This window comes from Caballeronia choica, from assembly GCF_001544535.1.
GTDB lineage: Bacteria > Pseudomonadota > Gammaproteobacteria > Burkholderiales > Burkholderiaceae > Caballeronia > Caballeronia choica.
Genome location: NZ_FCON02000060.1, coordinates 1 through 23785 on the forward strand (window position 1 = coordinate 1; position 23785 = coordinate 23785).

Sequence of the window (23785 nt, forward strand, 5' to 3'; positions counted from 1 at the left end):
GCGATCAGCTCGTTGAACTTCGACAGGCGCTTGCTGCCCTTGCCGTCGAGTTCGCGCACGTGCAGGTGCAGCACGGTGGCGCCGGCGTTGTAGCAATCCACCGCCTTCTGGATCTGCTGCTCCATCGTGACAGGGATGTCTTCGGGAAAGTCGGAAGGTACCCACGACGGCGCATACGGCGCGGCCGTGATGATCAGGGGTTGCTGGTTTTCGGGGTAGAGGGAACCGTCGAGAAAGTTCATGTCATGTCTCCAAAGGCGGATCGGGAATAAGGAAATAGATCGGGGATGGGGTTGATAAACCCTGTTCGGCTCCAATAGCGCAGGTCAGAGCTTCAATGCGCATTTGGTCGCCTATTGAGACGTCAAATCAAGAAAATCGATGAGCCTGTGGTCTTGCCAGTCTCCAGGCCGCGCGCAGGGCCTCGGGTGTACCCGATTCATAGGAGCTATGGCTTTAACCATGCTGCGTATCTTTTTTTCAATGGCTTGCGAGACATCATAGTAGTGCGGGAAATCATCTTCGACCCCACTCGCGGCAGGGGGGGCGATCCACCACCGCTCGAACCATCGTTGCGCGGAATGCACAGCTTGCAAGGCATTGCGTGTAGATCCTGCCCATCGGCGTGGTCATTGGCAGCCCGCCGGCGAACGGCTTGCCCTTCGGCGCCGAGTGGCACGCGAAGCAATCGCCAGCTTTCGCGAGATATGCGCCCCGTGCGACGAGCACATCGTCGGCAACCGCCGCGCGCGCTGATCGGCAAGGGGCAAGGCCAGCCCGATTACCGCAACGAGCCTCCTGGTCATCATTGTTCCCCTCACGCGGTTTGCAGCTAACGGCCTACCCAGTTGCCGGCGACGCTTGGCCGTCGCGGCATAGATCGCGTTGGTGAGTGCAGGCGCGAGCGCGGCCGTGCCGGCTCTCCGATCGCGCCCGGCGCTTCGGCGCTCTTGACGTTATGCACCTCGATAGGCGGTGTCTGGCTCAGCCGCAGCGTGCAGTAACGAAACGTGGCCCCCTTCTCAAGCTTGATCGGGCCGTTCGCGAACGTCCCGATTCGCAATTTCGGCCCGTGCGCCCGGGCATTGCGCCGTCTTGCGCTTTCCACCAATTCTTGATCGGCCGGACGGTAGGCCTTACGATTGCGCGAACCATCGATAACAACATGGAGACGCGCAATGTCCGATCCGATTCACCGCCCGCTGCTCGTGCGCATCGCGCTTGTCCTTGCGCTGTCCGTCACGCCCTTTATGCCCGCCGCGCATGCGGCCGCAACCGGCAACGCCACCGATACCGCGCATGAAGTCGTCATCAAGAGGGATGAGTATGGCGTGCCGCATATCTACGCGAATTCCGTGTATCGATTGTTCTACGGCTACGGTTATTCGGTGGCGCAGGACCGGCTCTTCCAGATGGAGATGGCGAAGCGCAGCACGCAAGGCACCGTAGCCGAAGTGCTCGGCGAGAAGTTCGTGAAGTTCGATCAGTCCACGCGCGGCAACTACTGGCCCACATCGATCGAAAGGCAGATTGCGGCGTTGCCGCAGCACGAACGCGATATTCTCGACGGGTATGCTGCCGGAATGAACGCCTACATCGCGCACGTTCGCGAGCAACCCGGCACGCTGATGCCGAAGCAGTTCAACGACTTTGGCTTCGCGCCCTCGGCCTGGAGCGCATTCGATGTCGCGATGGTGTTCGTCGGCACCATGGCCAACCGCTTTTCCGACAGCACGAGTGAAATCGACAACCTCGCGCTCCTGACCGCGTTGAAGGACCGCTACGGCGACACCCGCGCGATGGAACTGTTCAACCAGTTGAAGTGGCTCGTCAACCCGAATGCGCGCACGACCATCGCAGCGGGCGAACGCTCGTACTCCGTCAAGGTCGGCTCGCAGCAGCGCGACGGATCGCTCGCATACGCACTGCCCCGCTACGACGCTGCACCGCCGATGGCCGATCGCCCTGCGCACGGAAACGACGGCCTCCTGCTCGCGCTCGATCCGGTGTCCAATCGCGAAACGGTGCTGGAGCAGTATGCGCAAAGCGGAGCGAATGGTCTCGCAGGCTTTCCGACCACGAGCAACATGTGGGTCATCGGCAAGGAGCGCGCGCGGGGCGCGAAAGCGATCATGCTCAACGGCCCTCAGTTCGGCTGGTTCGCGCCGGCCTACACGTACGGGGTTGGCTTGCATGGCGCAGGCTTCGACATCGTCGGCAATACACCGTTCGCTTATCCGTGCATGCTCTTCGGCCACAACGGCACGATATCGTGGGGCTCGACGGCCGGCTTTGGCGACGATGTCGACATGTACGCCGAACGCATCGATCCCGCGCGTCCGGACTTCTACTGGCATGACGGCCGGTGGGTGAAGATGCAGAAGCGCACCGAGATCATTCACGTGAAGAACGGCGCACCCGTTGTGCTCGACGTGTACCGGACGGTGCACGGCAATGTCATGCAGCGAGACGACGCGCGGCACACGGCCTACGCGAAGGCACGTTCGTGGGACGGCCTCGAAGTGCAATCGCTGCTTGCATGGACGCATCAGGCGCAAGCGCACGACTGGAAAAGCTGGACAGCGCAAGCGGCACGTCAGGCGCTGACGATCAACTGGTACTACGCCGACGGCGACGGTAACATCGGCTATGCGCATACCGGCGCGTATCCGCGTCGTCGCGACGGGCACGATCCTCGCCTGCCGGTGCCCGGCACTGGCGAATGGGATTGGCGCGGCTTGTTACCCTTCTCGACCAATCCGCAGATCTACAATCCGCGCGCGGGCTATATCGCGAACTGGAACAACTCGCCGGAAAAGGGCTATCCCGCCTCTGATCTGTTCGCTTTTCTGTGGGGCACGGCCGATCGCGTCGACGAGATCAGCACGCGCATCGAGGCGCACGCGACGCTCGACAGTGACGACGTCTGGCAGATCCTCAAGGACACGAGCCGAGCCGATCTCAACGTGCGACATTTCCTTCCCTTCATCGAGCGGGCCACAGCATCGCTGCCCGAGGACGACCCGCGGCGACGCATCGCGGACACGCTCCATCGATGGAATGGCATCAACGACGACCCGAAGGACAGCGGCCACTATGCGCAACCCGGTTCGGCGATCATGAGCGCATGGCTGGGCTCGATGCTGACGAAGACCGTGGCTAAAGCCGTGCCCGCGCCGTTCGACAAGTGGTACACGGCGAGCGGCTACGAAACGACCCAGGACGGTCCGACCGGCTCGATGAACCTCAGCACCGGCAGCAAGATTCTTTACGAGGCGCTGCTCGGCGAACGCTCAGCGGTGCCGCAGCGTGTGGACCTGTTCGCGGGCGAGCAACCCGACGACGTGGTTCGTGCCGCGCTCGGGGACGTCTGGACGAAGCTCTCGGAACAGCAAGGCAAGGAAATCGCCGCGTGGCGTACGCCCGCCGTCGCGCTGACGTTTCGCGCGAACAATTTCTTCGGCGTGCCGCAGGCGGATGCATCGGAGGCGATTCGCGTGCCTGAGTATCAGAACCGTGGTACGGAGAACGACCTGATCGTATTCGGAAGCGTAGCGGCGCGAGGCAAGGTGCAGGCGTTCGATATAGTCGCCCCGGGAGAAAGCGGGTTTATCGCGCCCGACGGAACGCGTTCGCCGCACTACGACGATCAGCTTGCCCTGTACACGGGCTTCGGCCGCAAACCGCTCTGGCTCGAAGACGCGGATGTCGCGCGGCAGGCGCGACAGATCACGAAACTCCACGTGGAAGGATCCCCATGAAGCGGTGCTTGCGCTCGACGACGTGCCTTCGCCTCGGCGGTCTGCCACATCACGCGACGATCATCAGACTCCTTTGCGCTACGGCACGCCACAGACATCCTCAACTAGCCGATCGAACGATCTCGTCTTTGTCCGCGCGGCGATAGCGACCGCGCAGCACTTTAGGGTTTAGCGAACTCGCTAAACCCCAGCCCCCAAATCAAATGGGGTCTCCCGCAGACGCCTGCCCTCTCAGCTTGAACACCGCGTTCCCTATCGCCGGCGCAACCGACGGACCCGACAACTCCCCGACACCGCCGGGCTTGTCCGGATCGCCCTGCACGATCGCGATGTCGATCTCCGAAAGCAAGCGTTAGAGCACGGCGCCGAGGTAAGCAGTCTGAAGCGCATCCTCGCTCCGCAGTTCGGCGCTGGTCCCTTCTGCCACCACGCGCCCCGTTTCGAGCACGTAGCCATAGGAAGCGTAATGCAACGCCACGGTGGCGTTCTGCTCGGCGAGAAGGATGCTCACGCCATCGTCCCGGTTGAGCCTGGCGAGTATCTCGAAGATCTCTTCAACGATCTGCGGCGCCAGGCCCATCGACGGCTCGTCGAGCAGCAGCAGTCTGGGGCGTGCCATCAGCGCCCGGCCGATGGCTATCATTTGCTGCTCGCCCCCTGAGGTGACACCGGCGAGCGATTTACGATGCGTCTTGAGACGGGGGAAAATCGCATAGATTCGCTCGAGCCCCGCATCGACTTCGCGCCGCGACGGGCGTTGCGAATAAGCGCCGATGCGCAGGTTGTCCTCCACGCTCAGATGCGCGAAGCATCGGCGCCCTTCCAGCACCTGCACAAGCCCGCGCTCGACGAGCCGTGCAGGATCGGCATGCGTAACGTCCTCTCCGCGATAAGCGATCCGACCGTGTGTCAGCGCCCCGCGATCGGCACGGACAAGCGCGGAAATCGCCTTGAGCGTCGTGCTCTTGCCCGCTCCGTTCGAGCCCAGCAGCGCGACGATCGCTCCTTGGGGAACCGCAAGCGTCACCTTGCGCAAGGCCGGAATGAGTCCGCCGTAGGAGAGCGCGATCGCATGGACCTCGAGAATCGCGGGCGCGCTCATGCTCAGAGCTCCTTGCTGCAATCGCGCGGCTTGATGCCTTTCTCTTTCGCATAGGTGTTCGCCGATTGCTCGATGATCGGACGCAGTAACGTGCGATCCGCTTGCACCCAGCCGCTGATCACCTTCCAGTTCTGACCGTCCCATTGCTGGAAGCGCACGGCTCCGCCGCCTTCGTGATCGGCACAGGAGAGCCTGAGCGGCTGCACGAGCCCAAGCGCGCCAAGCTGCTTCAGGCGTGCGTCGTCGAGATTCAGGTGTTCGAAGCCCCAGCGCACCTGTTCACCCGTGAGCGGCTTGTTGCCATACTTCGCCTGCGCGACGCGCAGCGCTTCGACATTGAGGATGCCGTTCACCACGCCCAGGTTGTAGTACACGGTACCGAAGCGCGCCGGGTCCTGCAGGTTGCCCTTGCCTGGCTTCACGACATACTGGTCGATTGCCTGAAGCACCGGGTAGTTCGTGCCGGAGGGATGCGTCGTGATCGAAATGAAGCCCTTCGCGGCATCGCCTGCGGGACGCACATCTTCCTCCGAGTTGCTCCAGATGTTGCCGATGATATGGTTGGCCGGAAAGCCCACCTTCTGCGCAGACTTCAACGCCACCGGGTTCATCACGCCCCAGCCGCGCAAGATCACCCAGTCGGGGTGAATGCGGCGAATCGTCAGCCACTGGGAGCCCTGCTCGTTGCCAGGGTGCGGCACCTCGATCTGCGTGAGTTCGAAGCCGTACTTCTTCGCGAGAATGTCGAGCACGGGAATCGTCTCGCGGCCATACGGCGAGCCGTGATAGAGCACGACGATCTTCTTGCCCTTCAGCGCGGGCAAGCCGCCCGATTGGGAACCGATGTAATTGACGATTGCCGAGACTTCGCTATACGGGTTCAGTTGCAGCGGAAACACGTAGGGAAAGACGGCGCCGTCGGTCGAGTCGGTGCGGCCGTGATTGATCGTGATGAGCGGCAGCTTGTCGGCTGTCGAGCGATCGAGCGTCGCGTAGGCAATGCCCACCGATAGCGGATTGGTCGCTGCGGCAGGCGCACCATCGATGCCACCCTTCAGGCGCTCGTAGCATTCGACCCCCTTCTCGACCACATACTCGGTCTCGCACTCACTCCAGACGAGCTTCACGCCGTTCACGCCGCCATCGCGCGTGTTGATCAGACGCATGTAGTCGATGAAGCCGCCGAAGAAGCCGGTCCCGCCCGCCGCATAAGGGCCGACGCGATAGCTTTGCAGCGGGAAATATTCTTCGCCCGCCGCTCGTGCGGTCGGTGCGGCGCACAGGACGCTCGCGGCGACCGAGATTGAAAGCGCTGCACGCAGCAACGTTGATTGCGCGCGGCGAACCGCGTGTGATGCGAAAGCGTTCATGCTGAACGAATCCTTTATCGTGAGGAAGGGATGGAAGATGAAGCTTGGTGGATCGATCAGGCACGCGAGGTCCGCTCGCGGAACCGCTGCCGCATGCGTTGCACGAGCCGTGCGAGGCCGTCCGGCTCCTTGACGAGGAACACGATGATCAACGTGCCAAACACGATCTTCTGAACGTTCTGCACTTGTCCCGCGTCGATGCCGAGTCCGGCGAGCGCACCCGATGCATGCGACAGCGCGATCGGCAGCAACACCACGAAGGCCGCTCCGTACACGCTCCCTGCGATGCTTCCCATGCCGCCGATGATGATGATGAAAAGCACCTGGAACGACAGGTTCAGGTCGAATCCGTGAGGCTCCACTGTGCCGAGATAGGCGAACGCCCATAGCGCACCGGCGATGCCCAGCACGAACGAACTGAGCGCGAACGCAAGCAGCTTGGTCTTCGCCACGTCAATGCCGATGACCGCGGCGGCCGTGTCCATATCGCGCACGGCCATCCATCGGCGGCCCAGTTCACTGCGAACAAGGCTCGCCGCGAAGAGGAAGAGCAAGCCCGTCACCACCAGAACGAATAGATAGCGAGACGCAGGTGTCGCGACCGTCCAGCCGAGTATCTCGAGCCTGGGGGCGCTCAATACGCCCGATGTGTCGTCATTCGAGAACCAGCTCACTTTCGTCAGCAGCCATTCGACGAAGAACTGCGCGGCGAGCGTCGAAGCGATCAGGTAAAAGCCCTTGATGCGGATGCTCGGCAAACCGAAGAGCACGCCGAACGCGGCGCTCACCATTCCCGCCGCCAGGAGATCGACCGGCAGCGGCAGCGACGGCAGGCGTACCGCGAAGTTATACGTCGCGTACGCACCGACCGCCATGAACGCGGCAGATCCAAGCGACAACTGACCTGCGTATCCGGTGAGCAGGTTCAGCCCGAGTCCGGCGAGCGAGAGGATCAGGAACGGTGTCAGGATCGCGTTGAGCCAATAAGCGCTGGCCAGTGCCGGAATCGCGACTAGGGCGAGAATCGCGGCCGTCACGCCGACGAGCAGGACGGGTAACGCGAAACGAGGCGCAACGGCGCTAACGGAAGTAGTCGACATGGCCGTCCTCACACGCGCTCGATGGCCGGCTCGCCGAACAGGCCGGCGGGTCGTGCCAGGAGAAACACCATCGCGAGAACATACGGAAACCAGTTCTCGATCCCGCCGCCCACGAACGGCCCCGCGTACACTTCTGCGAGCTTTTCAGCGGACCCGACCAAGAGGCCGCCCGCAATCGCCCCTGCAATCGACGAGAAGCCGCCGATGATAAGCACCGGCAATGCCTTGAGCACGACCAGCGACAGAGAAAACTGCACCCCGAGCCGCGCGCCCCACAGCAGTCCCGCGACCAGACTCACGAATCCCGCGAGCGACCACACGATGACCCAGATGCGCGGCAGCCGAATGCCGACGGCGAGCGCGGCGAGCGGATCGTCCGCGACCGCGCGCAGCGAAAGCCCTAACCGCGTGCGCTGCGTGAAGAGCGAGAGCGACACCACCAGCACGCCGGCGATCGCAGCGGCGAACAGATCGAATTGGCTGAGCATCGTACCTCCGATCTCGAGTGGCTTGTCGTCGATGCCGAGGTCGAGACCATGAACCTGCGCGCCCCAGAAGAGCTGCGCCGCGCCTTCGAGGATGAAGCTCAAGCCCAGCGTCGCCATGAAGAGTACGATCGGCGCGCGATTCACCAGCGGCCGCAGCACGGCCCGTTCGATCGCGACTGCGATCAGGACGAATACCGCGAGCGTCACGATGAATGCAAGCCAGGGCGCGAGGCCGCGCTCGACAAGACTCACGAACGTGAGCGCACCGAACAGCACGAGCGCGCCCTGCGCAAAGTTGAACACGCCCGATGCCTTGTAGATCAGCACGAAGCCGATGGCGACGAGCGAATACATCACGCCTGCGAGAAGTCCGCTCGCGAGCACTTCCAGAAAGAAATTCATGAGCCACGCCCTTGAGCGAATTAACCTGCTGTTACCGCGTTGTCAGTGGTTGTCAGTGCCGCGTCCCGAGATACGCGGTGAGCACATCGGGGTGTGTGCGCACGTCCGCTGGCGCGCCGTCCGCGATTTTCCTGCCGTAGTCGAGCACGACAATGTGGTCGGACAGGTTCATCACCACGCCGATGTCGTGCTCGATCAGCACGACGGTGACCTTGAACAGCCCATTCGCGTCGCGGATGAAGCCAGCCATGGCGCGCTTCTCCTCGGCGTTCATGCCCGCCATGGGCTCGTCGAGAAGCAGGAGGCGCGGCTCGGCGGCCAGTGCGCGCGCCAGCTCGACGCGCTTCTGAACCCCATACGACAAGGTTCCGACCACGCTGTGCCTGACGCGCTGCAGGTCGAGCGCTTCGATTACGAGGTCGGCATGCTTACGCTGGGCCGCCTCGTCGCTGCGCGCGCGGCCCAGATGCAACGTCTGTTCGATCCACGTGCTCTTGCGATGCAGGTTGCGTCCGGTCAGCACGTTGTCGAGCACGCTCATGCGCCCGAACAGCGCAATGTTCTGAAACGTGCGCGCAATGCCGCTCAGCGCCGCCTCATGCGGATGCATGCGCTTTCTCGCGGCCCCGTTGAAGCGCACCGTCCCTTGCTGCGGCCGGTAGACGCCATTGATCACGTTTAGCAGCGAGCTCTTGCCCGCGCCGTTCGGACCGATCAACGTACAGATTTCGCCTTCATGGACATCAAAGCTGATATCCGTGACGGCGCGTACTCCGCCAAACGAAAGCGATATGTGTTCGAGCGACAACAGCGCCTCGCGCGCGGCGGTCTGATGCGCGGTCATGCCACAAACCACGCGTGAGAGCATCGATGCGCCGCCATCTCACGCCGCCTTCGCTTGCGACTGCTCGCGCGAGCGCGCGGCTTCCTCCAGTTCGCGCACGAGTGGCAGCACCCGCTTGCCGAAGTATTCGACCTCTTCGATGAAGTGCAAAAACCCGGTCAGCACCAGATCGACGCCAACCGCTTTCAACGCGACGATCCGCTCGGCAATCTGCTGTGGCGTGCCGATCAGGTTGGTGCGAAAGCCATCGTTGTACTGCACGAGATCCTCGAAGCTCGACTTCGCCCAGTTGCCCTCTCCTTCCGGCGAGGCCTTGCCCGCCTCCTTCACCGCGTCGCCGAAGGCGTGCACGGCTTCGACATGCGCGTGCCGGATGATGTCGTCGAGAACGGCCCTCGCTTCCTCCTCGGTGTCGCGTGCGATCACGAACGCGTTCACGCCGATCTTCACCTTGTGATTATTCTTCGCGGCCTTCGCCTGGATGTCGTCGATCTGCAGCTTGAGATTCTCGGGCGTGTTGCCATTCGTGAAATACCAATCCGAGACGCTTGCCGCATTGTCGCGAGCGGCGCGCGAACTGCCGCCCTGGAAGATCACCGGATGCGGCTTCTGAATCGGCTTCGGACTCAGCGTGTAGTTGTTGAAGCGGTAGAAGTCACCCTTGTAGGTGAAGTTGTCCTGCGTCCAGATGCCCTTCAGCGCTTCAATGAACTCACGCGACCGACGATAGCGTTCATCGTGCTCAAGCCAGTGCTCGCCGATTGCCGTGAACTCGCCCTTGAACCAGCCGCTTACCACATTGACGCCGATGCGCCCGTTCGAGATGTGATCGATCGTCGCGATCTGCTTGGCAACGACGGCCGGATTCCACGGTCCGGGCAGGATCGCCGCAAGCACCTTGAGCTTCGTGGTCGCATGCAGCAGCGCCTGGCTGAAGGAAACCGACTCGTGCTGATTGTCCGCGCCATAGCCGGCGGTAAAGCGGATCTGGCTCAACGCGTAGTCGAAGCCGGCCTGCTCGGCGGTTTGCGCGAGCTTCTGGTTGTATTCGACGCTCCAGTCCGTGCGTTGCTCGATCGTACTGACCACGAGGCCACCGCTGACATTGGGCACCCAGTAGGCGAACTGCAATGCTTCCTGAGTCTCTTCCTGCTTCTCTTCCCGCTTCTCGCTCATGACGAATTCCTGAATGGTTGGCAGCTTGCGCGAGCCCAAGTTTCGACGTCGCCGTATCGATCGGCGTGCAGATCGCAATGTAGGGCAGTGCAACGCCTCGACCAATCAATTTATTCAGCTATCGATGTGCGCACAGACGGCGTTAGCTATGGTCGCTTTATCGCGTTGGAACGCGAGATGAAGATCGCGATTCCTGATATTTGCGCGACGGTCCGCTTCATATGCAAAGCGCTAATCGAACTATGAAGCCGGGACCAATTCCGCTAGATTCTGCGCAATTCATTGACGCTCGAACAAGGAACCTCCATGACCCGGACACCGACCGCCGCCCTCTCCCTTGGCGCCGATTACGAAGCCGTTGCAGATCGCTTCAGGCCCATCTTCGAGCGGATTGCCGCAGGCGCGCTCGAGCGCGATCAGACGCGTGCGCTGCCTCATGAAGAAATCGACGAGCTCAAGCGCGTGGGCTTCGGCGCGCTGCGGGTGCCCGTCTCGCATGGAGGAAGCGGCGTCTCGGTCAAGCAGCTCTTTCGCCTGCTCATCGAACTCGCCGCTGCCGATTCGAACCTGCCGCAGGCATTGCGCGGCCATTTTGCGTATGTCGAGGATGTGGTCAACACCTCACCGGGCGCGGAGCGCGATCGCTGGTTCGCACGCTTTGTCGACGGCGAGCTCTTTGGCAACGCCTGGACCGAAGTCGGCAATGTCGCGCTCGGCAGCGTCATCACGAAGGTCTCGCGGCGCGGCGACCGCTGGGTTGTGAATGGCGCGAAGTACTACAGCACCGGAAGCATCTTCGCCGACTGGATCGATGTCTACGCACAGCATGCGGATGGCCGCGATGTCATCGTGGCAGTGCCGACAAAGCAACCGGGCGTGACGCTGAGTGACGACTGGGACGGCTTCGGCCAGCGCACGACAGGCAGCGGCACGACCGTGTTCAACGATGCAGCCGTGCAGGAAGCGCACATCGTCGACTTTTCAAGGCGCTTCAGGTACCAGACCGCCTTTTACCAGCTCTTTCATCTGGCAACGCTTGCCGGCATCGCGCGGGCGGCCACGCGCGACGCGGCGGCGGAGGTTCGTGCGCGTCAACGTGTCTATAGCCACGGGAATGCGTCGCACGTGAGCCGGGATGTACAGATCCAGCAGGTCGTCGGCGAGATCGCGGCGTGGGCGTATGCGGCGGAAGCGATCGCATTGCAGGCGACTGAACCGGCGCAACGCGCCTACGAGGCGCGCTTCGTCGACGATGCCGAGGCGGAAAAGCAGGCGAATATCGATGCCGAAATCGAATCGGGCAAAGGGCAGATCGTCGTGACGGAACTTGCGCTGCGCGCGTCGACGCACTTGTTCGATGCCCTCGGCGCGTCGGCTACGAGCGGCGCCAAATCGCTTGACCGGCACTGGAGAAATGCGCGCACAGTTTCATCGCACAATCCGACCGTCTATAAGGCGAAGCTGGTGGGTGACTGGGAGATCAACGGGACCGAGCCGGTTTATGTTTGGCAAATTGGTCGCGGCGGGAATGACGGTTGAGTTGCCTGGAGTCTTCCTGTCGAAACCCTGCGCGTACGGAAAAAATCACCATGCCGCGGCCACTACTTCATGACGAACACGGGTTCCTTTGCGCAAGGAAGCGCCGAGTGTGGTCGCTCTGCGGAAGGCGACCTGGAGCGCCCAGCCATCGCAACAAAAAGCGGACGCATGACGCACGTGATCGAACTGGAGTTGCTCCAATGCCGCTATCCATGCGCGTATTTCAAGTACTTGCAGAACGGATTACTCGCGCGGCCTGTTAGCGTCCGGGCTCACTCGTCTGTTGGCGAGCAAGCCTCAAACGCGGAGCGCCACCGTAACCACAACGAGAGCCGAGAAGATCAGCGCCGGGGCGAGATGCTTGAACGGCTCCCGATTTCGTAGCAATGTGAAGAGCACGCCAATCATGATCGCACCGGCCAGCGTCAGGCCTAGAACTCTGGTTTGTTGTCCAAGAAGAAGTGCTGCACTGAGCAGTTCGAGAGCGGCACAGAGCAACCGAAACCATGCCGGGTAACCCCAGCGTGCGAAGTCGCGCTTCACCGCGCCACGTCCTGCGAGATTGACCACCCCAGCAACCGCGAACAGAACCGCTACGATCGTCGCGAGAATCGATTCGAAAGATGCAGTGTTTAACGCCATCATCATGCTCCGTTGCTTTGCTGAAAGTGCTTCTGCACAGAGAGGTCCGCAATCAGGCCGGGGCCGTGGGGTTCCCACGCAAGAACTCGCCGGGCATGCCCGCCGCTTACCGTCTGGTCGAGCGCCAGTGCGTCAGCAAATGGCCCAAGCAATTTGCGAGCATCGTCGAGCGGCCACGGTTCGACGCGATCGGCACCGACCGAGGCCCGAATCGCTTCACCCATTTCGGCAACGGCAACCGCATCTTCCGCGATCACGTTGAAGACCTGTCCCGCGACTCGACCGTCCCCACTTGCCGCCCGCTCCACCGCGCTCAGGTAGGCCGTGGCGAGATCATCGACGTGAACGGCAGGCCAGTGGTTGCCACCATCGCCGACGACCCTCACACTGCCGGTCTGACGGACCATGCCGGCAAGCATGCCGAAGATGCCGCCGCCGTAGCCGTGCACCATCGCCGGCCTGAGGATCACTGCGGCAATCGAGCGGCGTGCTGCCAGCGCCAGCACGTGTTGCTCCACTGCGGGGCGCCAGGCGACAAGTGGTGTCGGGTTCAGCGCCGATGCTTCAGTCGCGGGTTCGCCCTCCGTATTGCCGTAGACCCAAGTGCCAGACGTATAGACAAACGCCGCGCCCGGAAGCAAATGCGAAAGCATCGCCTCAACTGCGGCCTCGTCAGCAGCAGCGGCGGAAGCATCGTTGGTCGACGCCATGTGCACCACACCATCGGCGGCACCGGCAGTCGCAGCGAAAGACTGTGGCTCACGCAGGTCGCCGGAATGCAGTTTTACACCGAGACGTGCCAGCGCGCTCGCGGCCGCCGACCTGTCTTCGCGCACCAGCGCCGTCACCTGATGGCCCAGGCTGATTGCCTTGCGCGCGACCGCTCGACCGATGTAGCCCGTACCACCCGTCATGAATAGTTCCATAGCGTTCTCCTCGATGATTGCCTGCGAAGTTGATAAGTGACATGAACGAGACTTATCGGTCTCGTTTCGACCAATCTAAACGAGACTGACCAGTCTTGTCAACTACTCGACGATCTGTTATTTATCTGGCATGAACACGTCCTCTCTCCCCGACCTGAGCCCGCTGCAACGCCGCAAGCGGTCCGCCATCCTCGACGGCGCGAAAGCCGTTTTTTTAAGCCAGGGTTTCGGCCTGGCAACGATGGACGATGTCGCCGCGGCCGCCGGCGTCGGGAAACAGACGGTCTACCGCCACTTCAAGTCGAAGGAGGCGCTCTTCGTTGGTCTGGTCAGCTCGATGTGCGCTCAGGTGGGTGGATTTCTTGCCAGCGCTCAGGGCGAGCAATCCGATGGATCACCCGAAGTCGAGTTGCGCGAGTTGGGATGGTTGCTGGCACGAAGCCTTATTACACCGGATAACCTGCGGCTTTACCGGGCCATCGTTGCTGAGGCCGAGCGTCTCCCGGAACTCGGCCAAGTGTTTTACGAGAATGGTGCAAAGGTCGTGCGTGCCTTCGCCGCAAAGATTCTGCGAAAGCGATTTGACAAATCGACGGCTGCATTGCGGGCAGCGACATTCGTTCAGTTGGTGCTTGGCGACGCGTATCTGGAACTGTCAATTGGCTACACGGTGCCCGATGTTGAAGCGCGCTTCGCGCTGCAGATTGACGAGGCGGTAGCGGCAGCACTTCGCTAAGTGAAGAAACAGCGTGCCCGTCTCTGCGAAGAACAAACTGCTGGAGAAGCTTGCCTCGATGTCCCGGGACATCGAGGAACGCAAATGAGCGCGCTATGATTTTGGATCGCCGAAGCATCCGGGAAATACGAGTGTCGGTGACGGGCATTCCCTCATACCTTTCCGCGCATCCCGAACTCCAACGCTAGCCGCGTAACGACAGATACTGGTCTGCAGCAATAATCGCCGAAGCAATTTCTTCCACCGACACTCGTTTTGCCATCGCTTGAGCCCGCATGGCCCGATATGCGTCGAGCTTGGTAATCCCTTGCTGTCTTACAAGGATTTCTTGCGCTTCGGCGATCTTCCTGACGCTCTCCACTTTGTCCTCGAGGCGGATTACGCGCTTTTTGAGTTTCTTGATGTCGCCAGAAAGCTGTTGAGCAAGCACGACCGCACTGAGCACGCCGAACGAGCGGACTGGCGCGGTTACTACGGCCTTTGCCCCTACGCGAAGAACCGCGTCGATGATGGTTGGATTCTCATAGTTCACGACCGCCACGACAGGAGGCGAGTCGTCGGCGTTGCACCAGGCATAGTCAAAATCGAGCGTATCCGGATAGAGTCCAATGAACACGACGTCCGTTCCTTCGACAGGCGCTTCGAGCGGCGGCCAGAAACAATGCGCCTTGCAACCGATGCGCTCGAGCTGCTGCGTCAACATCTCGCCGTCGCGGTTGTGGGGATGGAAGATGCAGATATGCATCGAACGCAAATCCCTCAGTAAACGCGATCCGCTTCGCAATGAAGAAATTTCGACCCGACCGTTGGTGCGGGCACATCCGATATCGCCGCGCACTTAGTTCTCCACTGAAGTCATTTGTGACGCGGTACTGCTGAGATCGTGCGCCACCAAGTATGGATCGGGATAAATTGCCTCGCGCGTTTCCCGCACGATCGCGAACCGTCCCTCGGAATTGACCCGCCCTATCCGCGGATAAAGATATGCGTGATGATTGGAGGCTTCTATGCGGACCGTACCTTGGGGGGCGTCGAACGAAGATCCGAGCAGACAGGGCATCAAAGCGTCGATGTCATCGCTTCCGCTCGCGCGCAGCGCCCTGGCGAATATGTGGAACTGAAAGTACGCCGCTTCCCAGCATGCGTTTGGTGCGACGCTATCGCCGAACCGCTCCCGGAATTTGGCCAGACAACTTATGTTCGCTTCGGTTTGAATCGTTTGAAAATAGGGCGCCGATGTGTAATGCCCTTCAGCGACAACCGCCCCCATCTGCGCGACTTCAACTTCAGAAGTCGTCAAGCTGCCGATCGGCATTTTCGCTGGATCGAAACCGGCGTCCGCATAAGCACGGTAGAAACATTGTGTTGAATTACCGACTACAGTCGAAAAGATGAAGTCGGGTTGTACATTGCGGATATCGGCCAGTACTTCGTCGAAGTCCCGTTCTGTCGCATCGAGTGGAACGTAGCGCTCACCCACTTTTTGCCCGCCGGGGCACTGGCTCACGAGATCCGCCATGATCCGATTCGACTCGTAAGGATAGATATAGTTTGAACCGACCATGTATACGCGCGGACCAAACTTCGAGGTCATGTACTCGGCGAGCTGGACGCTATTCTGGTTCGGCGCCGCCCCTGTATAGATCAAATGATCGGAACATTCGAACCCTTCGTACAGGGTCGCGTAGAACAGGAGCCTGTTCCAGCGTTCCACTACCGGAATTACCGCTTTGCGCGTACTCGACATGTAGCAGCCGAATATGACCTTCACATTGTCCGCCGTGATGAGACGCTCAGCCAACGCAGCATAGCGCGCTGGTTCGGAATGCGCGTCGTAGAAGACAGGTACGATTTCGCGGCCGTCTACGCCGCCTTCTTCGTTGACCTGTCCGATCGCGAAGAGCGTTCCGAAGCGTTGTGACGACTCGATGGACGAGGTCACGCCCGTTTCGGAATACAGCACGCCAACTTTAATGGGGTCGGTGTGTGCCACGGAATCCTCGACTCGGTTAGGACGCTTGCACGCCTTGATAAAACTAATGTTAGTCCAAACGCCCGCGCCAAAACGGGCTTGCTCATGCCACGAGCCTGGACAGCAAATTCGGCAATATGTCGAAAAGCCGCGTGCTTTGCGTCAATGAAAAGGTATTGCGCCAGCCAAATATTTCGCACATTTCACGGTGTGGCACGGGGTCGACGCTAATACACTGAACCCGTACCCCGCGTACTGCCAGGCCATGCACCGCGTGGCGGGCATCTTCGACCAGATAGCGCGGATCGAAGATGTCGATGTCCGACGGTTCGCCGTCGGTCACCAGCATTATGGTCTTCGACACGCTGCTTTCCTGTTCAAGGCAGGTGCCCGCATGACGCAAGGCGGGGCCGATTCGCGTCGACCATGCGGGCCGGACCGCCTCTAGCCTTCGCCAATGCCGTGCCTCGAGACGTTCTCCGAAGTCCTTGAACCGCACGTAACGAACTTCCGACCGTCTATTGGACGAGAAGCCATGCAACGCAATACGCACGTGTCCGCTGTCGAAAACCGAGGTAACTTCATGGGCAGCCTCCCGCTCGCAATCCAACAACGTGCGGCCCGACGCATCGACCGAACGGGAGGTGGACGCGGAGAGGTCCAGCAGAAGCAGAATCGATGCATCGCGGGCCCTCCGCCCGGTTCTCGTGAACACGCGGCCGTCAGGCACTTTCCCGCTTCGCTGCGTGACGACATGCGTGACCAGCGCCTCGAGATCGATCTCGTCGCCGTCCGCCTGATGGCGCAGCCGATGAAACGAAAGCACCTCCGGATATTCAATCCAGGCGGAACGTGCAGACCGCGCCCCGTTCGGCGAGTCACTGTCGAGAGCGCTCATCTGCAAGTGCGCACCCTCGACGACGCTCACCCAGTCGTCCCGAAGAACTCTTGCCTTGTAGTTCCACTCCGGATACATCAATCGAATCGATTCAGGCGCGGATTCGGTTTCCTCGCTTTCGTCCTGTCGGCCGCCCGCCGCATCCTCGACACGTTGCACCCTGGCTCCCTGTGCCTGGACCACGGCCGTAACAATCTCCTCGTTCTCGAAACGCCACAGATAGGTATTGTCGTCCCGGTATTGCGGCTCAACTTGATAACACTGCGGGTCGAAAGGCACCCGCATCTGGCCGAGGTCGTTTGCCAGGATTGAAGCGACTTCACGAAAGCGCCCGGTATCTTCAAGGCGTGTTCCGATGGCTTCAATCATCGACCTTCCTTTCTCGACCCAGTGATGAGTATCGCGGTATCCAGGATCGTGCAGGGCCAGGCTCAAGCGTTCCGCCAATACTCCAAACGTCAGACCCATGGCCTGAAGCTGTCCGCCGGCACGATGAAAGCGTCTCCAGAGTTCTCTCAGTCCCGGACACTCCCGGATCATCAGGCGCTCTATGCGCACATCCTCCATTAGCGAGAGCATTGCAACCATCATTGGCACGCGAGTTCCCACTGGCCTGCCTGGCTCGGAAAATCTCAGATGCCCAACGGCATGCGCGACAATCGCGTTTCCTATCAATCTCGAATCCGAAGCATGAACGTTCGACGGCAAAATGATGGCATTCCCTGTAATCGATGTCCGGCTCAAATTCATTGCCTGGTCATCATCCGGCGCGGATGCGAGGTCGTTCCGCCCGACATCGACACCATGCTGTCCAAAGCCGTGCGCGTATAGCCTGAGGTGCCGGAACGTCGTACGGTTTCGTCCGATGGCGCCCGGCACAACGCATCGATCAAGGTCCGAAGAAAGCATCGACGAACCCGTCCAGAGCATCCAGAACATCCTCGTCATCGCTGACAGGCCGCGTGAGCGCCATCCTGCATGCAGCATGTGGTTCCACCCCGTCGGCTATCAGCGCCCCAGCCCGGACCAGCATTCGGGTCGAAATCCCTTCGTCCAGGCCGCGACCCCGCAAATCGCGCGAGCGTTGCGCGATACCCACCAGCTTCGACGCGAGATCCGCATCGACTCCGGCTTCCCTCCCTACGATTTCTGTTTCGATGTCGAAGCTGGCGTACTGGAAATCCAGTGCTCCAAACCGCTGTTTGGTCGACACCTTGAGATCCTTCAGCGCGGTCTGGTAGCCCGGGTTGTACGACATGACCAACTCGAAATCCGCATGCGCGTGGAGCAACTCGCCAAGACGATCGATCGGCAACATGCGCCGGTCGTCCGCCAGCGGGTGAATCACGACCGTTGTGTCCGCCCTTGCTTCAACGACTTCATCCAGATAGCAAATCGCGCCGTACCTGACTGCGACGGTGAGCGGCCCATCGTGCCAGACAGTACCAGCAGCATCCAGCAGGTACCGGCCGACCAGATCCGACGCGGTCAGATCTTCGTTACACGCAATCGTTACCAAAGGCTTCCGCAAGCGCCACGCCATGTATTCGACGAATCGTGTCTTGCCGCATCCGGTCGGACCTTTGAGCAACAATGGAATTCGCCTGGCGTATGCAGCTTCGAACAGGCTCACTTCATCGCTCACGGGCCGGTAATACGGCTCCGATTCGATACGGTAAGGTTCTATCCTCTGGTTCATGGCGTGGCCACCTGTTACCTGTGCTGCGGCACCTCTGTCGGAATTCCTTCGATTGGGCACTCGGGCGTGCCCGGCGCGCTGCGCGTCAGCATCTCCACTGCCTTGCGCGTTCCCTCGGGGTCCTGAATCCAGTTGCTATAGAACCGGAAAGGACATACCGCGACACCGTTCACACTTTCGCCGGAGTTGATCATTCCCGTATAGCCTCGATGCAGTAGCTTGTACAGATGGTTCTGTGATTGCATGTTGCGACGCGCATCGCGTATGAGGCTCACAGAAAGCTCCGCATACTGCACGCCCATCTCTTCTTCGCCACATTCGCCCAGTGTCCTCCCATCAAATCCGACGATCGCGGAGTGGCCGAAGTAGGAATACACACCGTCAAAACCCGCCGCGTTCGCCACCGCCACGTAGGTGTTATTCATCCACGCCATTGCTTTTGCGACCATGATCTGCTGCTCCTTCGACGGGTACATGTACCCCTGGCAACGCACCACCAGTTCCGCGCCGCCCATCACGCAGTCGCGCCAAATCTCCGGATAGTTCCCGTCGTCGCAGACGATGAGACTCATCTTGAGGCCCTTGGGTCCTTCCGATACGTAGGTGCAGTTTCCGGGGTACCAACCTTCGATAGGCACCCAAGGCATGATCTTGCGATATTTCTGGACGATCTCCCCTTTGTTGTTCATGAGGATCAGGGTGTTATACGGAGCCTTGTTGGGGTGCTCCTCATGACGCTCGCCCGTGAGTGAAAATACGCCCCAGACGTCGGCCTTCCGGCATGCGGCAGCGAAGATTTCTGTTTCGGGGCCTGGAATGGACGCCGCCGTGTCGTACATCTCCTTCGGGTCATACATGATGCCGTGAGTCGAGTATTCGGGGAACACGACCAGGTCCATCCCGGGCAGACCGCGCTTCATACCGACTACCATTTCGCCGATCCTTCGTGCATTCTCCAGGACCTCGTCGCTGGTATGCAGTCGAGGCATCTTGTAGTTCACGACCGCAACGCCCACACAATCCTTGCTGCTCGAAATATCACCGTGTCGCATGTTCACTCTCCAACGTTAATCCGCGAAAAACAAAAAGCCCCGCGAAGACGAGTTGACGTCTTCACGGGGCTTTTTTGCCATGTGCCTGGCCGGCATTGTTGGCGGCGGGCAAGAACAGGAACCTACTGCTTAAAGCTTAGTTGCCTAAAGACGCTTCGTCAACCCGTCTTCGTTCGTATATCCAACTAATTTCCGTATATCCAAGCCCAGCATTTTCCCCGTGGTACCAACTGTCAGGCACTTCGAGCGCGCCAATGGCTACGCGCTCGCTCTCCGCACTTCAGACGACCTCGCTGCCACCGCCTTGTGCTCAACAAAGGCACCAAACAAAACACCAAGCGTCCCCCACATGACAAACTGCATGCCAATGGCCGCCTTTCTGAATTCCCACAGCACCTGCGCAGGAAACTCCGCCGGAACTTCATTGACAGTGGGAAAGAAAATCAGCCCTGCAATCGTCATGCCGATGTACAGGCCCGCCGCCGCAAGCGATGCATTCCAGTCGCCAAGTCTTCGAACCCATGCACGACGCGCGCGAACGGACACGATCATCGCTACCACGGAAAACACCAGGAAGAGGAAATACAGTGCGGTCCGTTCACCAATCGTCTCGGGATCGCCTATCGATGGTGGATTAGCCGGATACTTGAGCATTGGCACCATCACCAATGCGATGAATGCCGCACCGGCCAATGCCACGGACAGTTTCGACGCCCCGATTCCCTTCACTCGCCCATACAGAAACGCGAACGTCAAGGCGAACAACCCGCCCACGGCGGTTCCATAGGCCACCACGCCCGTCAACAGCCCCACCCCCGCTTGCGTTTGACGGCTGACCAGTTCCTCATCGTGGTCGTGTACTCCGCCCATCGCTGCCTTCCTTGCATCCTGTTGCTGCTCGAATGCAATGGCACGATCAATCGAAGGTTCCCCGATCGTCCTTGCGAACGCGAAGGAGATCAAGCTCGCTATCAGCCCGGCCAGCAAGCCCTGCATCAACATCTTTCCCACCATGATCGCCTCCTGACTAATGGCAAGGGAATCCGAGGAGATGTCGTCCATCATGCACAAACTCATGAACGTACATTCCAGGAACCAATGAAGTTGCACCCTGCTCGGCGCCGACAAAATAGAGCACCAGAAGCAAAAGCAAGCCGCCGAAAACCAGCCAGGGCAGTAACTCTTTCAGGGGAATGGGAGCCGGCAAGGCGACAGAATCAAGAATGGCATCGTTCATGGTCAAACCTCCAAAAAGTAAAGTCTCAAACACACCGATCAATGTCCGACACACGCGGCAAACCCAGCCTTAAGCGTCTCACGCTCGAGGTTGCGCCCGATCAGAACATACTCGGTGCCTCTCGCGGCCTCTCCCCACGCATCAAGACGGCTTACTGTCGTCAGCATGCGCACGCTCTGGAAAAGAACCCGCTCGTTGAAACCAGTTGCGTTGAACACCCCCTTCGACCGAAGAATTGAACCGCCCTGCTCTTGCAATAGTTCCGAGATCCACGACATGAACCGGTTCATATCGATCGGTCTTTGCTCGCGTAACACAATCGATCCGATAGACGGGTCGTGCTGATGCTGATGCTCGTCCAGAAAGAGAGGATCAACTTCGAGTTTCGCTGCCAGTTGAAAAGCATTCGTCTCGAGTACGAGAGACGGGTCCACATCCGCTTGCGAGGTACGGTACAGCTTTGCCAGCGGATTGAGACGGCGCACATGGTCCTCGATACCGCGCAGAACGTCTTCCGACACGAGGTCTGTCTTGTTCAAAAGCACAATGTCGGCGAAACCCAATTGCTCGCGAGCCTCCTCGTTTTCCTCGAGACTGTGGAAGAAATTCACTGCGTCGACTACCGTGATGAACGCGTCCAGGCGGGCAGCGGATTTCACCTCGTCCGATACAAAGAACGTCGACGCAACGGGTGCGGGATCTGCGAGGCCGGTCGTCTCGATCATGATCGCGTCGAGGTCGGGCGCACGTTCACGAATTCGTTCCAGTGTCTCGATCAGGTCGCCGCGTACCGTGCAGCAAAGACAGCCGTTGTTGAACTCGATCAACTGCTCGTTTTCGTCATCGAAGATCAGTTGGCCGTCGATTCCGACCTCGCCGAATTCGTTCACAATGACGGCAATCTTTCGTCCAGCCTGGTTCCGCAAGAGCCTGTTGAGCAAGGTTGTTTTCCCCGCGCCCAGGAACCCCGTAATGACCGTCGCGGGGATACGGGAGTCTGTTAACACGTTGTCCATGACCACCTCGTTTTCGTCTCAAGAGCGGTAACGACAGCATTGCCGCTGGTACTTCCAACGATCAAACCGCTTTCATGCCCGCGGCCGCGACCTTGGGCTCTCCGCCGGGCGTCTTGACGACGGTCTTTGTCATCGCGGAGATCGCGTTGGCGAATATTTCCTTGCGAGTGGGAGGTGGCAGCTTGTCGCCTCGCAGTTCGTCGTAGGGGACCACGATCCAGCATGCGCATCCCCAGATACATTCGCCTGCGAGCCCCTGGAAACGAATGGCGGGTTCCGAGATCATCGGGCCAATGTCCAGAAGCCACGAATGCTCGTTCAGCTTTTCCTCCCACGTCAGCTTGTCATAGGCATCGCGACTGGCCCAGAATGCTTCGAGATCCGTCTTGGCCATACCGGGGAGGATGACGACCGCGTATGCCGTCAGCGCGTCAAAGAACTCGTGGTTAAAGATCTGGACGGGTTTGTCACCGTCGCTCAAGAGATACGTCCTGTTGACCATATCCCTGATCTTCTTGTCAATGACATTGACGTCCATGTCGCGCGGTACATGCACGTGCACTTCCGCATAGTCGGTACGGAACCCGTCCTTCAAACCGTCATACTTCGGAACGAAGTCGGTCCATTGCCCAACAACCGCTTCCCATTTCTCACCATGCTCGCCGGGCAAAACCTGCACGCCGGGATGAGTGAGCTTGGCCACGTTGAAGAGTGTCCAGTTGCGAGCCTTTGCGCTCAAGGTTTCGTGCGGCGCGCCCGTGAAGCCGACGGGGCGAAGCGCCTTGAACAACACGCGCCCGTGTTCGTCGGCTGCAAACCTCATGAAACAGTCAGCGACGAACCGATTGGTCACCATGTGCCTGAACGTATCGCGGATACGTTTCTCGCCGGTGTCCGTATAGGCGGTGAGGCGTTGCCAGCTTTGCTCCGGGTTGACCACGAAGAAGCCGCCTGTGAACGGGCTCTTGTAAAGATCGCCCCACACCGTCATGACGCCGTTGTTCTTGTCGTCGTCCAGCATGCAGTCGAGATCGTTCAGGGCTGTGTACATGGTCGCCGTATGCCGGTGTACTTCCGGGTCGCCGCTTGAAGAAAGCTGCCCCACCCCAATAACGGGCAAACGTCGACCGAGCTTTACATTCGACAGATGCCGCGCGAGATCCACGACAATGCCGGTCCCCGTCCCTCCGGCGAGGCTGAAAGGCACAAGTATCATCGACGGAATTTGAGCTTCTTCGATATGCGCGACGAACTTGTCCAGCGCGTCGTTGAGTATGCGGGGCTCGTCGTAGTACGCCTTTGCATAGATGGCCTTCGCCACGGCGCGAGGAAAATGGTCGCCCGCTTTGGGCAAAGGCAGGTTCCTGTTCACCCACGATTCATAGTTCGGGTTCCAGTAGTAGCGGGGATACTCCAGCTTGAGGAACTCACGCATGCGGCTGGTTGTATTGAAGAGGTCTTCCTTCGACGGAACCTCAAGCGAAATGGCCTGGAAGAGAAAGCGCTCTTGCGGAATTCCGCGCGACTCGAGCCTCTTGCGGAAGCCGCCCGCATAGTCCGTCACGACGCCCATGTCCTGCTCGCCGATGTCCACCACCATCGCCGCGAATCGCGCACGCGGGTCTTCGAGCAAATCCTCGATCTCACCGGTACGAAGAAGCGCTTCGACATATGCAGCACCTGTTCGGCCAATCCCGACAACGTGGATGCAATGTTCAGACTGGTTACCCGTGCTGCTGTGATAAAGCGACTTAGCCATAGCTTCACCTCCTGGTTTCAATTAGTTCTACGATTTGATACGTACTTAACAGTGCCCGTTCAGGAA

21 protein-coding genes and 2 pseudogenes are annotated in these 23785 nt (G+C 60.1%); 3 read left to right on the forward strand and 20 right to left on the reverse strand.

Annotation, left to right across the window (positions count from 1 at the left end; all coding sequences use genetic code 11):
• The 3 genes and pseudogenes from AWB68_RS23785 to AWB68_RS51480 all read right to left on the reverse strand — a co-directional run.
• On the reverse strand, positions 1-242 hold a 242-nt coding region (locus AWB68_RS23785), incomplete at its 3' end, for a 3-keto-5-aminohexanoate cleavage protein (RefSeq protein WP_143281970.1).
• 361 nt (positions 243-603) lie between these two features.
• Positions 604-756, reverse strand: a pseudogene (locus tag AWB68_RS49605) (cytochrome c); the annotation flags it as partial.
• 89 nt (positions 757-845) lie between these two features.
• Positions 846-1039: pseudogene (locus tag AWB68_RS51480) on the reverse strand (hypothetical protein); the annotation flags it as partial.
• A gap of 139 nt (positions 1040-1178) precedes the next feature.
• On the opposite strand from AWB68_RS51480, the gene AWB68_RS23795 reads away from it, so the two are divergent.
• Positions 1179-3761: a penicillin acylase family protein gene (locus tag AWB68_RS23795; protein ID WP_200828776.1), complete on the forward strand. Its 2583-nt coding sequence runs from the start codon at positions 1179-1181 to the stop codon at positions 3759-3761.
• A 352-nt stretch (positions 3762-4113) separates the two neighbouring features.
• On the opposite strand, the gene AWB68_RS23800 is transcribed toward AWB68_RS23795, so the two are convergent.
• The 6 genes from AWB68_RS23800 to sfnG are packed head-to-tail and all read right to left on the reverse strand — an operon-like array spanning position 4114 to position 10243.
• Positions 4114-4863 carry an ABC transporter ATP-binding protein gene (locus AWB68_RS23800; RefSeq protein WP_087646804.1) on the reverse strand — a complete coding sequence of 250 codons (750 nt, stop codon included), beginning with the start codon at positions 4861-4863 and terminating at the stop codon, positions 4114-4116.
• A gap of 2 nt (positions 4864-4865) precedes the next feature.
• Positions 4866-6233 (reverse strand): ABC transporter substrate-binding protein, encoded by a 1368-nt coding sequence (locus AWB68_RS23805; protein WP_087646805.1) that lies wholly within the window; start codon positions 6231-6233, stop codon positions 4866-4868.
• Positions 6234-6289: 56 nt separating this feature from the next.
• Positions 6290-7333, reverse strand: a complete 1044-nt coding sequence (locus AWB68_RS23810) for a branched-chain amino acid ABC transporter permease (RefSeq protein ID WP_087646806.1) — start codon at positions 7331-7333, stop codon at positions 6290-6292.
• Between the two features lie 8 nt (positions 7334-7341).
• On the reverse strand, positions 7342-8223 hold the full coding sequence (locus AWB68_RS23815) for a branched-chain amino acid ABC transporter permease (protein ID WP_087646807.1): 882 nt from the start codon (positions 8221-8223) through the stop codon (positions 7342-7344).
• A gap of 52 nt (positions 8224-8275) precedes the next feature.
• Complete coding sequence (locus AWB68_RS23820) at positions 8276-9067, reverse strand: ABC transporter ATP-binding protein (protein WP_087646808.1); 792 nt, start codon at positions 9065-9067, stop codon at positions 8276-8278.
• A gap of 39 nt (positions 9068-9106) precedes the next feature.
• A complete protein-coding gene (gene sfnG / locus AWB68_RS23825) occupies positions 9107-10243 on the reverse strand; it encodes a dimethylsulfone monooxygenase SfnG (protein WP_087646843.1) in 1137 nt (378 codons plus the stop codon).
• A gap of 306 nt (positions 10244-10549) precedes the next feature.
• On the opposite strand from sfnG, the gene AWB68_RS23830 reads away from it, so the two are divergent.
• Entirely contained in the window at positions 10550-11782 is a 1233-nt protein-coding gene (locus tag AWB68_RS23830) for an acyl-CoA dehydrogenase family protein (RefSeq protein WP_087646809.1), read from the forward strand.
• Between the two features lie 297 nt (positions 11783-12079).
• Here AWB68_RS23830 and AWB68_RS23835 read toward each other — a convergent pair whose 3' ends face one another.
• Both AWB68_RS23835 and AWB68_RS23840 read right to left on the reverse strand, forming a co-directional pair.
• Entirely contained in the window at positions 12080-12424 is a 345-nt protein-coding gene (locus AWB68_RS23835; RefSeq protein ID WP_087646810.1) for a DoxX family protein, read from the reverse strand.
• Positions 12425-12426: 2 nt separating this feature from the next.
• Entirely contained in the window at positions 12427-13350 is a 924-nt protein-coding gene (locus AWB68_RS23840; RefSeq protein WP_087646811.1) for an NAD-dependent epimerase/dehydratase family protein, read from the reverse strand.
• A 130-nt stretch (positions 13351-13480) separates the two neighbouring features.
• Here AWB68_RS23840 and AWB68_RS23845 point away from each other — a divergent pair, with 130 nt between their 5' ends.
• Positions 13481-14086 carry a TetR/AcrR family transcriptional regulator gene (locus AWB68_RS23845; RefSeq protein ID WP_087646812.1) on the forward strand — a complete coding sequence of 202 codons (606 nt, stop codon included), beginning with the start codon at positions 13481-13483 and terminating at the stop codon, positions 14084-14086.
• A gap of 184 nt (positions 14087-14270) precedes the next feature.
• Here the strand turns inward: AWB68_RS23845 and AWB68_RS23850 are convergent, their stop codons facing one another.
• The 9 genes from AWB68_RS23850 to AWB68_RS23890 form a co-directional block, all read right to left on the reverse strand.
• On the reverse strand, positions 14271-14924 hold the full coding sequence (locus AWB68_RS23850) for an ANTAR domain-containing response regulator (RefSeq protein WP_235028465.1): 654 nt from the start codon (positions 14922-14924) through the stop codon (positions 14271-14273).
• Positions 14925-16079, reverse strand: coding sequence for a transporter substrate-binding domain-containing protein (locus tag AWB68_RS23855; RefSeq protein WP_087646814.1), 1155 nt, complete (start codon positions 16077-16079; stop codon positions 14925-14927). It abuts the gene before it with no gap.
• Positions 16080-16161: 82 nt separating this feature from the next.
• Positions 16162-17895: a nitric oxide reductase activation protein NorD gene (locus AWB68_RS23860; protein ID WP_235028466.1), complete on the reverse strand. Its 1734-nt coding sequence runs from the start codon at positions 17893-17895 to the stop codon at positions 16162-16164.
• Complete coding sequence (locus AWB68_RS23865) at positions 17846-18655, reverse strand: CbbQ/NirQ/NorQ/GpvN family protein (protein WP_087646816.1); 810 nt, start codon at positions 18653-18655, stop codon at positions 17846-17848. The genes AWB68_RS23860 and AWB68_RS23865 overlap by 50 nt, the downstream gene beginning before the upstream one ends.
• Before the next feature lie 14 nt (positions 18656-18669).
• The gene (locus tag AWB68_RS23870) at positions 18670-19707 is read right to left on the reverse strand and encodes an aliphatic amidase (protein WP_087646817.1); all 1038 of its coding nucleotides are present in this window, start codon (positions 19705-19707) and stop codon (positions 18670-18672) included.
• Between the two features lie 258 nt (positions 19708-19965).
• Positions 19966-20721 carry a CbtA family protein gene (locus AWB68_RS23875; protein WP_087646818.1) on the reverse strand — a complete coding sequence of 252 codons (756 nt, stop codon included), beginning with the start codon at positions 20719-20721 and terminating at the stop codon, positions 19966-19968.
• Positions 20722-20734: 13 nt separating this feature from the next.
• The gene (locus tag AWB68_RS23880; protein ID WP_087646819.1) at positions 20735-20944 is read right to left on the reverse strand and encodes a CbtB domain-containing protein; all 210 of its coding nucleotides are present in this window, start codon (positions 20942-20944) and stop codon (positions 20735-20737) included.
• A gap of 38 nt (positions 20945-20982) precedes the next feature.
• Complete coding sequence (locus AWB68_RS23885) at positions 20983-21960, reverse strand: CobW family GTP-binding protein (RefSeq protein WP_087646820.1); 978 nt, start codon at positions 21958-21960, stop codon at positions 20983-20985.
• 61 nt (positions 21961-22021) lie between these two features.
• Entirely contained in the window at positions 22022-23719 is a 1698-nt protein-coding gene (locus AWB68_RS23890) for an FtsZ/tubulin family protein (protein ID WP_200828777.1), read from the reverse strand.
• Positions 23720-23785 lie beyond the last annotated feature (66 nt).

What these genes read in the sequence shown, in the direction of transcription:
- AWB68_RS23795 (WP_200828776.1), top strand. Translation starts at nt 1,179, where the DNA reads ATGTCCGATCCGATTCACCGCCCGCTGCTCGTGCGCATCGCGCTTGTC.
- AWB68_RS23800 (WP_087646804.1), bottom strand. Translation starts at nt 4,863, where the DNA reads ATGAGCGCGCCCGCGATTCTCGAGGTCCATGCGATCGCGCTCTCCTAC.
- AWB68_RS23805 (WP_087646805.1), bottom strand. Translation starts at nt 6,233, where the DNA reads ATGAACGCTTTCGCATCACACGCGGTTCGCCGCGCGCAATCAACGTTG.
- AWB68_RS23810 (WP_087646806.1), bottom strand. Translation starts at nt 7,333, where the DNA reads ATGTCGACTACTTCCGTTAGCGCCGTTGCGCCTCGTTTCGCGTTACCC.
- AWB68_RS23815 (WP_087646807.1), bottom strand. Translation starts at nt 8,223, where the DNA reads ATGAATTTCTTTCTGGAAGTGCTCGCGAGCGGACTTCTCGCAGGCGTG.
- AWB68_RS23820 (WP_087646808.1), bottom strand. Translation starts at nt 9,067, where the DNA reads ATGACCGCGCATCAGACCGCCGCGCGCGAGGCGCTGTTGTCGCTCGAA.
- sfnG (WP_087646843.1), bottom strand. Translation starts at nt 10,243, where the DNA reads ATGAGCGAGAAGCGGGAAGAGAAGCAGGAAGAGACTCAGGAAGCATTG.
- AWB68_RS23830 (WP_087646809.1), top strand. Translation starts at nt 10,550, where the DNA reads ATGACCCGGACACCGACCGCCGCCCTCTCCCTTGGCGCCGATTACGAA.
- AWB68_RS23835 (WP_087646810.1), bottom strand. Translation starts at nt 12,424, where the DNA reads ATGGCGTTAAACACTGCATCTTTCGAATCGATTCTCGCGACGATCGTA.
- AWB68_RS23840 (WP_087646811.1), bottom strand. Translation starts at nt 13,350, where the DNA reads ATGGAACTATTCATGACGGGTGGTACGGGCTACATCGGTCGAGCGGTC.
- AWB68_RS23845 (WP_087646812.1), top strand. Translation starts at nt 13,481, where the DNA reads ATGAACACGTCCTCTCTCCCCGACCTGAGCCCGCTGCAACGCCGCAAG.
- AWB68_RS23860 (WP_235028466.1), bottom strand. Translation starts at nt 17,895, where the DNA reads ATGTTCTGGATGCTCTGGACGGGTTCGTCGATGCTTTCTTCGGACCTT.
- AWB68_RS23865 (WP_087646816.1), bottom strand. Translation starts at nt 18,655, where the DNA reads ATGAACCAGAGGATAGAACCTTACCGTATCGAATCGGAGCCGTATTAC.
- AWB68_RS23870 (WP_087646817.1), bottom strand. Translation starts at nt 19,707, where the DNA reads ATGCGACACGGTGATATTTCGAGCAGCAAGGATTGTGTGGGCGTTGCG.
- AWB68_RS23875 (WP_087646818.1), bottom strand. Translation starts at nt 20,721, where the DNA reads ATGGTGGGAAAGATGTTGATGCAGGGCTTGCTGGCCGGGCTGATAGCG.
- AWB68_RS23880 (WP_087646819.1), bottom strand. Translation starts at nt 20,944, where the DNA reads ATGAACGATGCCATTCTTGATTCTGTCGCCTTGCCGGCTCCCATTCCC.
- AWB68_RS23885 (WP_087646820.1), bottom strand. Translation starts at nt 21,960, where the DNA reads ATGGACAACGTGTTAACAGACTCCCGTATCCCCGCGACGGTCATTACG.
- AWB68_RS23890 (WP_200828777.1), bottom strand. Translation starts at nt 23,719, where the DNA reads ATGGCTAAGTCGCTTTATCACAGCAGCACGGGTAACCAGTCTGAACAT.